General features: G+C 40.0%; 14 protein-coding genes. 2 read left to right on the top strand and 12 right to left on the bottom strand.

Annotated elements, in window-relative coordinates; translation table 11 throughout:
- Positions 1-56: 56 nt before the first annotated feature.
- The 3 genes from ahcY to gloB form a co-directional block, all read right to left on the bottom strand.
- The gene (gene ahcY / locus Aba26S_RS05255; protein ID WP_005242458.1) at positions 57-1,439 is read right to left on the bottom strand and encodes an adenosylhomocysteinase; all 1,383 of its coding nucleotides are present in this window, start codon (positions 1,437-1,439) and stop codon (positions 57-59) included.
- A 303-nt stretch (positions 1,440-1,742) separates the two neighbouring features.
- Positions 1,743-1,949 (bottom strand): hypothetical protein, encoded by a 207-nt coding sequence (locus tag Aba26S_RS05250; RefSeq protein WP_004654498.1) that lies wholly within the window; start codon positions 1,947-1,949, stop codon positions 1,743-1,745.
- Between the two features lie 297 nt (positions 1,950-2,246).
- Positions 2,247-2,978 carry a hydroxyacylglutathione hydrolase gene (gene gloB, locus Aba26S_RS05245; protein ID WP_043970479.1) on the bottom strand — a complete coding sequence of 244 codons (732 nt, stop codon included), beginning with the start codon at positions 2,976-2,978 and terminating at the stop codon, positions 2,247-2,249.
- A 364-nt stretch (positions 2,979-3,342) separates the two neighbouring features.
- Here gloB and Aba26S_RS05240 point away from each other — a divergent pair, with 364 nt between their 5' ends.
- Together Aba26S_RS05240 and Aba26S_RS05235 are read left to right on the top strand one after the other, a co-directional pair.
- Positions 3,343-4,329 carry a hypothetical protein gene (locus Aba26S_RS05240; RefSeq protein WP_005242453.1) on the top strand — a complete coding sequence of 329 codons (987 nt, stop codon included), beginning with the start codon at positions 3,343-3,345 and terminating at the stop codon, positions 4,327-4,329.
- Complete coding sequence (locus Aba26S_RS05235) at positions 4,323-5,210, top strand: histone deacetylase (protein ID WP_043970478.1); 888 nt, start codon at positions 4,323-4,325, stop codon at positions 5,208-5,210. The genes Aba26S_RS05240 and Aba26S_RS05235 overlap by 7 nt, the downstream gene beginning before the upstream one ends.
- Here the strand turns inward: Aba26S_RS05235 and Aba26S_RS05230 are convergent.
- From Aba26S_RS05230 to prmA, 9 genes are all read right to left on the bottom strand, one after another.
- Entirely contained in the window at positions 5,196-5,822 is a 627-nt protein-coding gene (locus Aba26S_RS05230) for a LysE family translocator (protein ID WP_043970474.1), read from the bottom strand. The genes Aba26S_RS05235 and Aba26S_RS05230 overlap by 15 nt on opposite strands.
- Positions 5,823-5,961: 139 nt before the next feature.
- Complete coding sequence (locus tag Aba26S_RS05225) at positions 5,962-6,657, bottom strand: methionine ABC transporter permease (protein WP_005242445.1); 696 nt, start codon at positions 6,655-6,657, stop codon at positions 5,962-5,964.
- Positions 6,654-7,682 (bottom strand): methionine ABC transporter ATP-binding protein, encoded by a 1,029-nt coding sequence (locus tag Aba26S_RS05220; protein ID WP_005242442.1) that lies wholly within the window; start codon positions 7,680-7,682, stop codon positions 6,654-6,656. The genes Aba26S_RS05225 and Aba26S_RS05220 overlap by 4 nt, the downstream gene beginning before the upstream one ends.
- A gap of 72 nt (positions 7,683-7,754) precedes the next feature.
- Positions 7,755-8,630: a MetQ/NlpA family ABC transporter substrate-binding protein gene (locus tag Aba26S_RS05215; RefSeq protein WP_043970472.1), complete on the bottom strand. Its 876-nt coding sequence runs from the start codon at positions 8,628-8,630 to the stop codon at positions 7,755-7,757.
- A gap of 610 nt (positions 8,631-9,240) precedes the next feature.
- Complete coding sequence (gene purD / locus Aba26S_RS05210) at positions 9,241-10,527, bottom strand: phosphoribosylamine--glycine ligase (RefSeq protein WP_043970470.1); 1,287 nt, start codon at positions 10,525-10,527, stop codon at positions 9,241-9,243.
- Positions 10,528-10,729: 202 nt separating this feature from the next.
- Positions 10,730-12,304: a bifunctional phosphoribosylaminoimidazolecarboxamide formyltransferase/IMP cyclohydrolase gene (purH, locus tag Aba26S_RS05205; RefSeq protein WP_043970553.1), complete on the bottom strand. Its 1,575-nt coding sequence runs from the start codon at positions 12,302-12,304 to the stop codon at positions 10,730-10,732.
- An 82-nt stretch (positions 12,305-12,386) separates the two neighbouring features.
- Positions 12,387-12,656, bottom strand: a complete 270-nt coding sequence (gene fis / locus Aba26S_RS05200) for a DNA-binding transcriptional regulator Fis (RefSeq protein WP_001086304.1) — start codon at positions 12,654-12,656, stop codon at positions 12,387-12,389.
- A gap of 374 nt (positions 12,657-13,030) precedes the next feature.
- Entirely contained in the window at positions 13,031-13,891 is an 861-nt protein-coding gene (locus Aba26S_RS05195; RefSeq protein ID WP_005242426.1) for a DUF3426 domain-containing protein, read from the bottom strand.
- Positions 13,892-13,905: 14 nt separating this feature from the next.
- A complete protein-coding gene (prmA, locus tag Aba26S_RS05190; RefSeq protein ID WP_005242424.1) occupies positions 13,906-14,811 on the bottom strand; it encodes a 50S ribosomal protein L11 methyltransferase in 906 nt (301 codons plus the stop codon).
- Positions 14,812-14,834 lie beyond the last annotated feature (23 nt).

Genomic DNA, 14,834 nt, shown 5'->3' with positions numbered 1-14,834 from the left:
ATCGCTCGGAAATTTTAGAAAAAAGGGCAGTCCGTAAAACGTCTGCCCTGATTTTCTTAGTATTTATAAGCGTCAGATTTGAACGGACCTTCGACAGGAACGCCGAGGTAATCTGCTTGTACTTGCGTCAATTGCGTTAATACACCGCCAAAGCCAACGACCATTGCAGCAGCAACTTCTTCATCTAATTTCTTAGGAAGCACTTCTACACGAATTGCAGCTTGTTTCTGATCAGCAGGTAAGTCAGCGAATTTCTCAGCAAATAAATGCATTTGACCTAATACTTGGTTGGCAAAAGAACCATCCATGACACGTGATGGGTGACCTGTTGCATTGCCAAGGTTTACTAAACGACCTTCAGAAAGAAGGATCAAGTAGTTATTTTCGTCTTCTGAACGATAGACTTGGTGGACTTGCGGTTTGACTTCAACCCACTTATAACCACGGAGGTAGGCAGTGTCAATTTCTGTATCGAAGTGACCGATGTTACACACCACAGCACCCGCTTTTAAGCTATCTAACATTGCAGAATCACATACGTGATAGTTACCGGTCGTCGTGACAACAAGATCAGTATTGCCTAATAAGTCTTGATTGATGTCTTCTTTCTTACCAGTTTGTACGCCATTTTTGTATGGAGAAACAACTTCATAACCATCCATGCATGCTTGCATTGCACAGATTGGATCAACTTCAGTTACACGTACAATCATGCCTTCTTGACGTAAAGATTGTGCAGAACCTTTACCTACGTCACCATAACCAATCACAAGCGCACGACGACCAGAAAGCAACATGTCAGTCGCACGTTTGATCGCATCGTTTAACGAGTGGCGGCAACCGTATTTGTTATCATTTTTCGATTTAGTAATCGAATCATTCACATTGATTGCAGGAACTTTAAGCGAGCCGTCTTTCCACATTTCTAACAGACGTTGTACACCTGTTGTGGTTTCTTCGGTAATACCGTGAATACGCTCTAAAAGCGCAGGATATTTGTCATGAACAAGTGCAGTTAAGTCGCCGCCATCGTCCAAGATCATGTTGGCATCCCAAGGTTGACCATTGACATTGATCTGTTGTTCTAGACACCAAACATATTCTTCTTCAGTTTCGCCTTTCCAAGCAAAAACAGGTACACCACTTGCAGCGATTGCAGCAGCAGCATGGTCCTGAGTAGAGAAGATGTTGCAAGATGTCCAACGCACTTCTGCGCCAAGTTCAACCAAGGTCTCAATGAGAACCGCAGTCTGGATTGTCATGTGAATACAACCCAAAATTTTTGCGCCAGCAAGTGGTTTAGCTGCTGAATAACGCTTACGTAAGCCAATCAAAGCTGGCATTTCTGCTTCAGCAAGTTTGATCTCTTTACGACCGTAGTCAGCAAGGGAAATATCAGCAACTTTGTAATCTGTAAATGAAGCATTCACCGCGTTCATCAGGATCTCCTAGAAAAAATAGTATGGATCATTCTGTTCGCGGATGCCGTTGTTGGTTAAAAACGAATGTCTAACCGATCGTCGAGCCTGGCAAATTGATCTTTAGTGCCGATCAATTGTCGCAGCATCCCTCGACTGGGCATTATGATACTTGGAAATTGCGTTGGTTCCAATAATATTTTGTATGAAATGCTTAGAAAATGAGGGATTAAATCGAAGGGGAGAAATGTTTAAATTTTTTAGACTTCATCTATCAGGATTGCAAAATCCCTTTGCAATCCTGATCTCTTAGAAATTTTGTCATTAAGCTTTTAAGTGGTCTTCGAATTCTTCGCCAAGCTGCATTGCCAAGGCATTACCAGATAAGTCACACGTCACTAGACCATATTCTTTTTTAAAGCTAAATGTAAAACCACGATTATCTGTCAGATTTTTAACTGAATAGCCTAATTTTTCTAACCAAATACGGAAAGCCAATACGTTTTTTGCTTTAACAACTCTGTTTTTCATGACAGATCTCCTTGTGAACATGTAAATATTAATAAGGGTCGGTTAAAATTTTTTAAAGGGGGATTGCATAGATTTATTTTTCCACATGTAAATAATGTAAGTTGAGCGTAATTTTTATAGAGAGAACGTTATCTGGTGTTTATTTATATTTTTGATTTTATTTGATTATTTGGTTTTGTTTTTTGGAAATTTAAGCTCGGATATTTTATAAATTGAACCAGATAAATGTAAAAAATAATTTCATTTTCCACTTTTAACAAAAAATGGAAAATGAATCGTTTAAATTTAATGCATTCATTAGAACTGATCTTTCAAACTACGGATACGTGCAAAATCTTCGGCACTTTCGGTACGCAAAAATGGATTGGTTTCGAGTTCTAATTCAATGGTACTTGGTAAGGTGATTTGATCTGCCGCTCTCAGTGCTCGAACCTGTTTGATGCGCTGTTGTAATGCCGCGTTATGCGGTTCAACCTTAACCGCAAATTCTGCATTGGCAAGTGTGTACTCATGTGTACAATAGACTTTGGTTTGAATAGGCAAGGCGGCCAGACGATTTAATGAGTGATACATTTGTTCAGCTGTACCTTCAAATAGGCGGCCACAACCCATTGCAAACAAGGTATCGCCACTAAACAGTGTCTCTATTTTTTCAATAAAATAAACAATATGACCTAGGGTATGACCTGGCGTTGCAATAATTTCAACTTTTAACTCATTAAAATGAAAATGATCGTCATTTTGCAAAGGGTTTGAAATTAGCGAAATTTTACTGAGTTCATCTCGTGGGCCATAGACCATAATATTTTGATCGGCGAGTAAACCTTTGACTCCACCTGTATGATCTTTATGCCAATGGGTCAACCAAATCTGTTTCAGCTTGAGCTGGTTTTTTTCACAAAATTCGATCACTAAATCTGCTTCGGTCGGGTCAATTGCAACCACCTCTTGCGCCTCGATATCTTCCAATAACCAAATATAGTTTTTTAAGGCATTTTTGACATCAATTGCGTGAATCTTATAATGCATAGCCGAATCCTAAATCTTTTGTTCCGGGTGGTTATTGCGAGTTGGCTACTGAATGTTAGTGCCTGATTCTAGTTTAAGTGTAAATGCTGCTGAGTGCAAAAAAGTAGAATAAAGTTGAAAGCAAAAGGCTGACGATTTCGGGCAAATCTTGACAGCAAAATTCAGTCGATATCTTTCTCGTTGACAAGCATCCTGTTTTCAATGAAGATGGAATTAAAGTTTTATAAGTTAATGATTTATATTCATCTTTGGTCGTATAAGAATAGTTAATTAAAGCTAAATAATGTGGATGATGAAGCAAGCATCGTACAGATCATTTGCGATAGATGAAAATTGATAAATCAGAATAACAAGAGAGGGAATTATGTCTGAGATGGTCGACCATGAAGTGGTCGTTATTTTTAAAAAATATTTATATCCGCTCTCTGCCAAACTTACAGAAATGCTGAATGAGCATTTTAGTCACCAAACTGAGCGACGCGGTTGTGGTTATACGCAAGCCACCCGTGTAATTGCAGAATTTGTTTCACAGGCACGTGATCCAATGGGGTTTCAGGATTTACGCATTTTTGAAGATTATGATACCAAGACGTTAAAAAATCTTCTCAATCAAAGTTCATCTTATGGTTTAGTGCTGCAGACATGGCGTAATCTGGATCTTAACGCTGATGTTCAGGAGTGTTTGCAACGTTTAAATCCACAAGAGGGATTTGCGCAGAATTTACAACAGGAAATTGAGTTTCAGTCCACACTGAGACATATACATCAATATGCCGAGCGAGAAGAAAGTAAACTGATTTGCCAGTTGCTGACGGATATTATTTTGCCTCAAGATGCAGCAGTGCAGGATATGATTGATTGCCAATCCTTAGCAGAAAAGCCTAAAGTCGGTTCTTGTCCCATGGCAGAAAAATTCTTCCTGCGTATCGCACATCATCGCTTACTCAGACAGGGGGAAATCAATATCTTTGTGGATGAGCACGAACAACCAATCATGATGGAAAAGCTCAATATGGGAGATAATCATTCCTGTATCAGCTTAGTGCCTTTGATGATGAATGGGGTGCGTTTACCTGCGGGTAGTTTATTTTCAGCTGACTATGAGATTGAGCAACTGGCTAAACACAAAAATAAGCAGTACAAAGGCTATGTGATCCCGATTGCTGAAATGAGTGGTTTTTGGTTTTTGCGTCTAACTACTTTGGCTGTGTCACCTGAAAATCGGGCACGTGCTTTTGGATATCATTTTAAACAACAGGTGGATAACGGATTGTTCCGACCAGATACTACTGAATTAAGTCAGTTGATGGACATTGCGCATGATCAAATTTACGTAGGACATCCATGCTAAAAGCTTGTTATTCGCCGCGTTATTTTGCCCAAACGCACACCAATAGTATGGAAAAACTCACCGCCGTTGCGGATGTATTAGCAGCGCAACATATAGCTGAGCTGATTGATCCTGGCATGATCGATGTCGAGTTGCTCAAAAAGTTGCATAATCCTCAGTATGTGGATGCTTTTTTATCTGGTCAGTCTGCGTTTGCCACCATACAAGGCTTTAAGCCATGGAATGAGCAGCTTCGGGATGCGATTCTGTCAGTACAGGCAGGGCAATTGGTGGGTGCAGAGATTGCTTTGAAAGAAGGCATTGCTGCCAATATTGCCCAAGGCTTTCATCACGCTAGCTATGAATCTGGTGCAGCCTATTGTACTTTTAATGGCTTAGCTCTGGTGGCTAAGCAGTATCCAGAAAAGCGCATTTTCGTTCTGGACTGTGATCAGCATGGTGGGGATGGGACAGCAGTGTTTACCAACCGTATGACAAACTTGGTCAATTTCGGAATTTTTGGGATTCGCTTTGGTTGTAAAGCCAGTGAACGTAGTTTGACCCGCTATATTCATCCTAAACAGGGGAATTTTGACTTATATCGTGAGGCGATCTATGAGGCTTTCCAATATGCATCAGGTTGGGAGGTAGATCTTATGATTTATCAGGCGGGCATGGATTGCCATCAACACGATAAATATGGTTCAAAGTGGTTTAGTACCGAATTGCTATTTGAGCGTGATCGGATTGTTTTTGAGATGGCGAAAAAAATGAAAATCCCGATGTTGTTTGTGTTGGCGGGGGGATATCAGGCACTGGATGATTTAGTGCCGTTACATGTGAATACTTTTAAAGCAGCGAATGAAGTTTATTTTCCATCAGCTCATTTAGTGTTGGCCTAAAACGAGAAATAAGCCCAAAGTAATGAAGATTGTCCCGCCTAATATGGACATAAATTTTTGGACACTTTGGGATTTATTGATTTTTGTCATGATGAATTCTGCAAGAAAAACGCATACCAGATCTGCAGAAATAAAAATCGTATTAACGATTAAACCTAAAAGGATAAATTGTAGCCAAATTGGTGACTCAGAAGAGTTATTGATAAATTGTGGTAAAAATGCGAGGTAAAAAATTGCAGTTTTAGGGTTTAATATCTCGACTAAAATGCTTTCTTTGAATGTTTTTTCTGCAATATTGTCAGGAGCATTTAGCATGCTCGATGGTGCAGTATCTTTAATAAGTTTTATTCCTAGCCAGATCAGCCAACATGCGCCTAGCACTTTAATTACTGTGTATAAAACGGGCAATAAATGAAACAGTGTCGTAAGTCCAACTGCGGCGGCTATGATATGAGCACATCCTCCGATAAAAAGTCCTAAAGTTGCCATGAAACCAGATTTTGGCCCTTTTGCTAAAGTTTGTGCGGCGGTATATAGCATTGCTGGACCAGGAATATAAGCAAAAATAAATGTAGTAATTAAAAAGGAGGTTAGTATTTCAAGCGATGCCATATTGTTCTCATTGATGGATTTTTTACTTTATTTTAATAGCGCATTATTTTATATCAATTGGTCAGTTTTTGAGAACAAAATAAAAGGAATATATTGAGTTTTCAATATATTCCTTGATAACACATCGATAGAGTATAAGTTAGCGTAATTTTGCTAACCAGTCCCCGAGCATTTGTACCATTTGTACCAGCAGCAATAATACGATTACGGTCAAAATCACGACACTGGTGTCAAAACGTTGGTAACCATACGAAATGGCCAAGTCACCAATACCGCCTGCACCCACTGCGCCGGCCATTGCTGTTGCACCGATCAGGGAAATTGTACCTGTGGTTAGGTTTAAAATCAGCGAGCTACGTGCTTCTGGAATAATAAACTTAAAAATAATTTGCCAAGGCGAAGCACCCATTGCCTGAGCGGATTCCACAATCCCTTCATTTACTTCAAGTAATGAAGTTTCGATCAAACGACCGAGGTATGGGCCGACATAAATGGTTAAAGGCACAATTGCAGCCCATGTCCCAATTGACGTTCCAACCAACATTTTGGTTAATGGAATAACTGCAATCAGCAAAATAATAAAGGGCAGGGAACGCAGTGCATTCACAATTGGGTTCAGAAAATAATAAATCGCACGATTTTGTAAAATGCCGCCAGTACGTGTCACCACTAAGGTGATGCCTTGAATCAAGCCCCAAATACAACCAAACAGTAGCGAGAAAAACACCATTTGGAAGGTTTCTTGCAAGGCTGTGACAAACTGGTCAATTGATAGCGAGCTATGCCAAAATGGTGCTGTGACTTCGGTCAGCCATTGTACAATTAAATCTCTCATTGGCTTACCACTCCAGACTGTTCAACTTTCACCCCTTGACGCTCAAGAAACGCTACAGTTTCTTGAATCATGAGCGGATCACCCAGTAGCTGGATAAACATTTGACCAATGACCGTACCGTTAATTTCAGTCATATTGGCAAACAAAATATTCAAACTGATATCAAATTGCTTGATTGCAGCTTGGATCACGGTTTCCTGCGCCGATGTTCCTAAAAACTGTAAGCTATAAATACTATTATGATGCTGATGCTCAAGATTATTCAGAATGTTAATTGGTAATTGTTGTTGCAAAACTGTTTGAATAAAGGTTTTTGTGGTGGGGTGTTGAGGCTGGCTGAAGATATCCAGTGTTGGGCCAGTTTCAATCACATGACCTGCTTCCATTACAGCAACATAATCACAAACAGATTCAATCACATCCATTTCATGGGTCACCATCACAATAGTGATATTTTGTTCCTGATTGATCTTTTTTAACAAAGCTAAAACTGATTTTGTCGTTTGTGGGTCAAGTGCAGAGGTGGCTTCGTCACACAATAAGATTTTAGGGTGATTGGCCAATGCACGTGCAATCCCGACACGTTGTTTTTGACCGCCTGAAAGTTCATCAGGATAAGCATCTTTTTTATGTTTGAGATCGATAAAATCTAGCAGTTCCGCCAGACGTTTTTCACGCTCAGCTTTACTATGGCCGAGTAATTTAAGTGGCATTTCAATATTTTCAGATACAGTTTTGCTCTGAAGCAGGTTGAAGTGCTGGAAGATCATGCCGATATTTGCACGTTCTTGACGAAGGGTACGCGCATCCATTGCGGTAAAGTCTTTTTGATTAATAATGACCTGTCCCTGAGTTGGGCGCTCAAGTAAATTAATCAAACGGATAAGCGTACTTTTACCTGCACCACTATAGCCGATAATGCCAAAGATACTACCGTCTGGGATCTCTAAATTGATCTGATCCAACGCATTGATCGTTTGACCTTTCAACTGATAGTGTTTCGAAATGTTTTTAAATTGGATCATGTTCGTCAGTACTATGGCAGAAAAGAAAAAACAGGCAAAATCACTTTGCCTGTTTTATTTGAGGTTATTATATTACGAATTTGCTTCAGTGAGGTAGCTTGTCGGTTTGTTTACATCAACTTTAGTACCAGCGAAGTGTTCTTGAACATATTTCTTCACGGCTTCAGTATGATAAAGCGTACCAACTTTTTGCAATACAGGATCATCTTTACGAGATTCAGCTGTTGCCAATACGTTTACGTTTAACTTAGTGCTTTGATCTACTGGCTCATAGAAGATCGCATCTTTAAGGACGTTTAAACCGCCTTCCATTGCCAAGGTATTACCCAATAAAATTGCATCAACTTCGTCTTTGACACGGACTGCTGTTGCCATTTGAATTGGCTTGATGACGATTTTCTTGCTGTTTTCAATAATATCAGCAGGGGTGCCTTTGACAGGGTCAAAGTCAGCTTTTAACTTGATTAAACCTGCACTTTGTAAAAGTAATAAAGCACGGGATTCGTTTGCACCGTCATTTGGAATGGCAATGGTTGCACCTTCAGCAAACTCTTCAACTTTCTTGACTTTGCTTGAGTAGATCCCCATTGGCTCTAAGTAAGTTGTTGAAACAGGCGCAATCTTGTCTTTATTTGCTGCATTGAAAGCAACAAGGTAAGCGTAAGATTGGAATGCATTTAAATCGACTTCTTTATTCGCTGCAGCGGTATTCATGGCAACGTAGTCAGTGAAGTTTTTAATTTCGAGTTTAACACCAGCAGCTTTGGTTTCAGGCAAAGTCGCAATATAACGCCAGATGTCAGCGTCTGAACCTGTGGAAGCGATTACAACAGTTTGTAATGCAGCAGCATCACCTTTTTTTTCGGTCGATGCGGTATCTGGTTGTTTACTGCATGCAGCAAGTAATAACACCGATACACTTAAAAAAAGACTAATCAGCTTTTTCATGTATAAATCCTAATCGGAATAATGTCGAGAAAATCAGCATTTCTCTAGCATTAATGATTGCAATAGGTTTGTATGTTGTAAATTGGCATCGGCATCAAACCATCACGTGAATTATTCTTGAAGTTTGAACAAGAGTCCTTTCCACAACATCAGAAAAATAGATGAATATTCATGTGCCCATTCTATATCTCAAAATAGGAGACATGCGTTGTCCATCTTATGTTTCTAATCGAATTTGGATTTAGCTGCAATTTGTTTTGTTAGAGTGAGTATTCTAACCATTTGAAAATAATGGAAGAAGAATATCAAGTTAACATAAAAACAACATCTAAAATTTCGGCAATCATACCAACAAATTACAGCAGGTGACAGTGCAGAAAATGCTGTTAAAGCGTATAAGGGTATGATTATTTAAGGGAAATTAGGTATAGGGTAAATGTAAATAGATGATAGTTTTATGAATTTTTCTAAAAAGATATTGAGACAGATCAATTGAATAATAAATATATATTTTTCTGAATTTTATATTTAAATAATGAATATAGAAATTGTATTTATGCTGTTTAAGGAATAAAAAGCCTTCCGAAGAAGGCTTTTTATTGACAAGTCCTTACTCAGCTTTTTCACGCGCAATGGCACGGTAGCCGATGTCACTGCGGTATTGCATCCCCGTAAAGGTGACTTGACCACAGACTTCTAATGCATTGATTTGTGCTTCAAGTACAGTATCACCTAATGCCGTTACGCAAAGTACGCGACCGCCTGCAGTAATGACATGACCATCTGCACTCATTGCAGTACCAGCATGGAAAATCTTGGTGTCTTCTGGAGATTGCCCTAAACCTGAAATCACATCGCCTTTGCGCACAGTTTCAGGATAGCCTTCAGCTGCAAGTACGATACCGATCGATTTACGTTCATCCCATTCAGCTTCGCTTGGTAAGTTACCGTCGATACCAGCTTCAACCAAATCGACCAATGATGATTTTAAACGCATCATGATTGGTTGGGTTTCAGGATCGCCAAAGCGGCAATTGAACTCGATCACACGTGGTTGACCTTGTTCATCAATCATTAAGCCCGCGTACAGGAAACCAGTATAAACATGACCATCTGCTGCCATACCATCTACAGTTGGGCGCATCACTTCGTTCATTACACGTTCAAAGACTTCTGCAGTCACCACTGGCGCAGGAGAGTAAGCCCCCATACCACCTGTGTTTGGACCTTCATCACCTTCGAAAATACGTTTGTGATCTTGTGAAGTTGCCATTGGCAAAATGTTGTTGCCATCGATCATGCAAATGAAGCTGGCTTCTTCACCAGCAAGGAATTGCTCAATCACCACGCGTGAACCAGCATCACCAAATTTGTTGCCTGCAAGCATATCGTCGATGGCAGCAAATGCTTCTTCGTTGCTCATTGCCACGATCACGCCTTTACCTGCAGCCAGACCATCTGCCTTAATCACGATTGGTGCGCCATTTTGTTCAACATAGGCTTTTGCTGCATCAACTTCTGTAAATACGTCGTAAAAAGCTGTTGGGATGTTATGACGCTTCAAGAAGTGTTTGGCAAATGCTTTAGAGCCTTCCAACTGTGCCGCATACTGCGTTGGGCCCCAGATTTTTAAACCTGCTTCACGAGCAGCATCAACTACACCATTCACTAATGGTGCTTCTGGACCCACAATGACTAAAGCAACATCATTTGCCTTAGCAAATTCAATAATCGCTGGATTGTCTAAAATATCGAGGTCAACGTTTTGACATTTGTCTTCAGTTGCTGTCCCTGCATTACCCGGTGCAACGAATACTTGAGTGACTTTTGCATCTTGTGCGATTTTCCATGCAAGTGCATGTTCACGGCCACCGCTACCCAAAACTAAAATATTCATTATTAAGTTATTTCCTTTTTCCGTATTTAAGAATATACCTGTTCAGAATAAAAAAGTCCCTCTTAACCTCTCCCTTGCGGAACTACAATCGTTCCCCATCTCCTAAGAGGAGAGGGAACCCATATTGATATTGGTGTAGTCTCCCTCCTTTTAGGAGGGAGATTTAGAGGGAGGTAAATAAGACGGAATTTTTAAAGTAGTATTAATGACGGAAGTGACGCATGCCTGTGAAGACCATTGCAATACCAGCTTCGTCTGCAGCAGCAATTGTTTCTTCATCACGCATTGAACCACCCGGCTGGATAATGCATTTAATGCCGGCTTTGGCCGCATTATCGATACCATCACGGAATGGGAAGAATGCATCAGATGCCATAACTGCACCTTCAACCACTAAACCTGCATGTTCAGCTTTAATTGCAGCAATACGTGCTGAGTTGACACGACTCATCTGACCAGCACCGACACCAATCGTTTGACGGTTTTTCGCATACACGATTGCATTTGATTTCACGTATTTTGCAACTTTCCAAGCAAAGATTAGATCATCAATCTCTTGTTCGGTTGGTGCACGCTTGGTCACAACTTTAAGATCATCCTTGGTGATCATACCTAAGTCTTGGTCTTGAACCAATAAACCGCCATTTACACGTTTATAGTCAAGTTGTGCTGCACGTGCATCAATTGCTGGAAGTTCATCACACACCAGCACACGGACATTCTTTTTCGCGCCTGTGATTTCGAGCACGCCATCGGCGATGCTTGGGGCGATAATCACTTCAACGAATTGGCGATCTACAATCGCTTGCGCAGTTGCAGTGTCTAATTCACGGTTGAATGCAATGATGCCACCAAATGCAGATTCAGGATCGGTTGCATAAGCAAGATCATAAGCTGCCTTGATACCATCTAATGAAACCGCAACGCCACAAGGGTTAGCATGTTTCACGATGACGCAAGCAGGTTTTGCAAATGATTTCACACATTCAAGTGCCGCATCGGTATCTGCAATATTATTATAAGAAAGCTCTTTACCTTGTAATTGCTTCGCAGTTGAAACCGACGCTTCTTTGGCATTGGCTTCTACATAGAATGCTGCGTTTTGGTGTGGATTTTCACCATAACGTAAATCTTGTGCTTTATTCAGTTGAGTATTGAAGGTGCGCGGGAATAAATCAGCTTCGCCTTCAGTTTTGCCAACACGCGCACCTAAATAAGATGCGATCATACCATCGTATTGTGCTGTATGCTCAAACGCTTTTACCGCCAAGTCAAAACGTGTTTCATAAGACAATGCACCATTGGCTTTTAATTCAGCGATGACTGAATCATAGTCAGTGGCATTCACGATAATACCGACTGAAGCATGGTTTTTTGCAGCCGCACGAACCATTGTTGGACCACCGATGTCGATATTTTCTATGGCATCGGCAAGTGAACAGTTCGGTTTTGCAACTGTCGCAGCAAAAGGGTAGAGGTTAACAATAACAAGATCGATAGGATCAATATTGTGTTCTTGCATCACTGCTTCGTCCAGACCACGACGCGCTAAGATGCCTCCATGAATTTTAGGATGCAGTGTTTTGACACGACCATCCATCATTTCAGGAAAACCTGTATGTTCAGAAACCTCTACTACGGCGATATTGTTGTCTTTAAGCAACTTATATGTACCGCCCGTAGATAAAATTTCTACCCCTAGAGCTGCAAGATTTTGAGCAAATTCAACGATTCCAGTTTTATCGGAAACAGAGATTAAAGCACGTTTGATAGTCATGATTTTAGTCAACAGTTTGAAGTCTACAGATTGAAAATAAAAGGCAAAAAAAATGCCCACGAGAACGTGAGCATTTTATCAATTATTCACTCATTAAACCGTGAGCTTTTAACTTTTTGCGTAAAGTTCCGCGGTTAAGGCCTAAAATCTCAGCGGCACGTGTTTGATTACCGCGAGTATATTCTAAGACCACAGATAAAAGAGGTTTCTCCATTTCTGCTAAAACCATGTCATAAACTTGAGATGGTTGCTCACCTTGCAATTGTGCAAAATAATGACGAACTGCGCGATCTACATGGATGCGAAGAGCGACATCAGATTGAGCCGTAAAAATAGGAGATTTGCTATTCATGCGTTTTAATCCGAAAAATCAAAATATCACTTGGGTAAAGTGATATAAATGTGGTCTAAATTACTGAGTCCTGTTTTAGATCCTAAAACAGTGACTCTAAAACAATGGGACTATTAGCTTGCCACAAATCCTCGAATTGTGTAAAAAATAAGCGTAACAATAGTTAAATATTTGTTACTGCCTACTTTTAAAAACAAAAAAACCAACAATGCGCTTATGGGATAGAAGCACAGTTCGTTTAACGATTTTATTGTCTGTAAATTACGAGGTGTAAGTAGGTCAAAGCATTCGTGGCGCGTATCATACCACTGTCAGCGAAAAAGTGAGCAAATTAACTGCACTTTTTTTTGTTTTTTTGTCACTTTTTTGATCTTTTAGGGCTGTACAAATTCTAAACTATAGTCATTGAAGCTATTTTTGCTTTTGGGAACCGTAAATTCGAAGCGAAATGGGCTATTTGATGGAATACGTTGAATGGTTTTTAAACTGTCTACCAAATAGTCTTGCGGTTTTAAGACGACATTAAAAACAGCATCATCATTCTGTTTGAGCATCACCTTTATAGCAGGCAGCATGACACTGTTCTCGTGATGATTTAAAAGTACACCTGAAAAAACTGTACTATCTTTTTCTGCACGCTTTAATTTTACTTTTTCAAAGCTGAGATACTTATATTGGTCATTGGTGGTTTTACACGAGAAAATGCCGCAAGCATAGTTAAAGATTTGATTGAGCGCAGGGCTCTCATGCATCAGTTTTGGGTTGAACCATAAAATCTGAAAAGCAAACACCAAAATCAAGGCAATATTACCAATGCCCCAAAGCGTGTAATACATCCAGCCATGTTGTTTGTCGTTATTTTCATGATCAATCAGCAAGCTATCTTCTGATAGATTTAGATTGGGTAATGCGGTGACAGGTTCTGTATTGAAGTAATTCAGGTTGTTGAGATAGGTCAGTAAATCAATGTTTGAGTTTTCAATTTTCTGATCAAAGATGCTCAAAATCTGCATTTGTTTTTCTGCAAACGAGCTGTCAGGTTGAATCGAAGAAAAAAGAGAGCGATTGACAGGTGTCGGTATCGCTTCATTATCTGTTTCTAATAAGTTGGTTAATGCGTTAAAGTTGATAACGCATTTTGGACAACAAACCATGCCCTGTGCAACACTGAGTTGTGAAAGGGTCACTTTGTACACAGTTGAACATTTAGGGCAGCGGGTTTGTTTTTCACTCATAAGTAACAATGTTCTCAAATTGTTGTTTTACGTTTTCCTGAAATGCGACACCAGTTTTCTTCACGCTTTTCAATCTCTAATATATCAAAAAATTGTGAGTAAACACTAGAAACATCAGCAACTTGCTCTTCGATTACACCAGCAAGTGCGAACTCACCCTCATTTTTCAATAAAGTTGAGAATTCAGGCGCAAGAGCCATCAAAGGTGCCGCCAAGATATTTGCGACAAGGACATCTGCTTGTTGTGGTTTGAATTCTTGATCAAACTCTTCTGGTAATCCTACATAAAGGCGATCGAGTACACCATTCAATTCTGCGTTTTGTTTTGTAGCAAGGACGGCCTGAGGGTCAATATCTGTCGAATATACTTTTTTAGCACCGAGTAACAAGGCAGCGACACCGAGAATTCCTGAACCACAACCATAATCAATCACAACTTTATCTTTAACGTCAGTTTTACCCAGCCATTGAAGGCAAAGGAAGGTGCTGGCATGATTTCCTGTACCAAACGCCAGACCAGGGTCAAGCTTGATGTTGGTTGCATCTGCTTCAGGAGGTTCTAGCCATTCTGGTACGATCCAGTATTTTTCACCAATTTGAATTGGTTCATAATAGTCCATCCAGGCGCGTTCCCAGACTTGGTTTTCCAGATATTCATGGCGCATAGGCACATCAGGAAGTTGTACTTTTAAAAAGGCTTCTAAAGTATCAACATCAATTGGATCACTTTCTTCTTGTTGGTAAATACCTGTAACGATGACCTTATTCCAAAGTGGGGTTTCACCTGGTAATGGCTCAAGCAAGGCTTGGTCTTCTGCATCATCTAAAGTAACACTGACAGCACCTAGTGATAGGAGTAATGTTTCGGTCAGTTCAACTTGATTTTGATCAACAGTAATATGAATTTGTAGCCAGTTCACAGGAAAACCTAAATAAATGTATT

Origin of the sequence: Acinetobacter sp. NBRC 110496, from assembly GCF_000876115.1 — a bacterium.
Lineage (GTDB): Bacteria > Pseudomonadota > Gammaproteobacteria > Pseudomonadales > Moraxellaceae > Acinetobacter.
The sequence above is the reverse complement of the archived record's forward strand: the minus strand, read 5'-3'. Positions and strand labels throughout refer to the sequence as shown.

Excerpts from the sequence above, each read along its gene's own strand:
- Aba26S_RS05235 (WP_043970478.1), top strand. The coding sequence starts at position 4,323 with ATGCTAAAAGCTTGTTATTCGCCGCGTTATTTTGCCCAAACGCACACC.
- purD (WP_043970470.1), bottom strand. The coding sequence starts at position 10,527 with ATGAATATTTTAGTTTTGGGTAGCGGTGGCCGTGAACATGCACTTGCA.
- gloB (WP_043970479.1), bottom strand. The coding sequence starts at position 2,978 with ATGCATTATAAGATTCACGCAATTGATGTCAAAAATGCCTTAAAAAAC.
- fis (WP_001086304.1), bottom strand. The coding sequence starts at position 12,656 with ATGAATAGCAAATCTCCTATTTTTACGGCTCAATCTGATGTCGCTCTT.
- Aba26S_RS05220 (WP_005242442.1), bottom strand. The coding sequence starts at position 7,682 with ATGATCCAATTTAAAAACATTTCGAAACACTATCAGTTGAAAGGTCAA.
- Aba26S_RS05230 (WP_043970474.1), bottom strand. The coding sequence starts at position 5,822 with ATGGCATCGCTTGAAATACTAACCTCCTTTTTAATTACTACATTTATT.
- Aba26S_RS05225 (WP_005242445.1), bottom strand. The coding sequence starts at position 6,657 with ATGAGAGATTTAATTGTACAATGGCTGACCGAAGTCACAGCACCATTT.
- Aba26S_RS05250 (WP_004654498.1), bottom strand. The coding sequence starts at position 1,949 with ATGAAAAACAGAGTTGTTAAAGCAAAAAACGTATTGGCTTTCCGTATT.
- Aba26S_RS05215 (WP_043970472.1), bottom strand. The coding sequence starts at position 8,630 with ATGAAAAAGCTGATTAGTCTTTTTTTAAGTGTATCGGTGTTATTACTT.
- Aba26S_RS05240 (WP_005242453.1), top strand. The coding sequence starts at position 3,343 with ATGTCTGAGATGGTCGACCATGAAGTGGTCGTTATTTTTAAAAAATAT.
- purH (WP_043970553.1), bottom strand. The coding sequence starts at position 12,304 with ATGACTATCAAACGTGCTTTAATCTCTGTTTCCGATAAAACTGGAATC.
- Aba26S_RS05195 (WP_005242426.1), bottom strand. The coding sequence starts at position 13,891 with ATGAGTGAAAAACAAACCCGCTGCCCTAAATGTTCAACTGTGTACAAA.
- ahcY (WP_005242458.1), bottom strand. The coding sequence starts at position 1,439 with ATGAACGCGGTGAATGCTTCATTTACAGATTACAAAGTTGCTGATATT.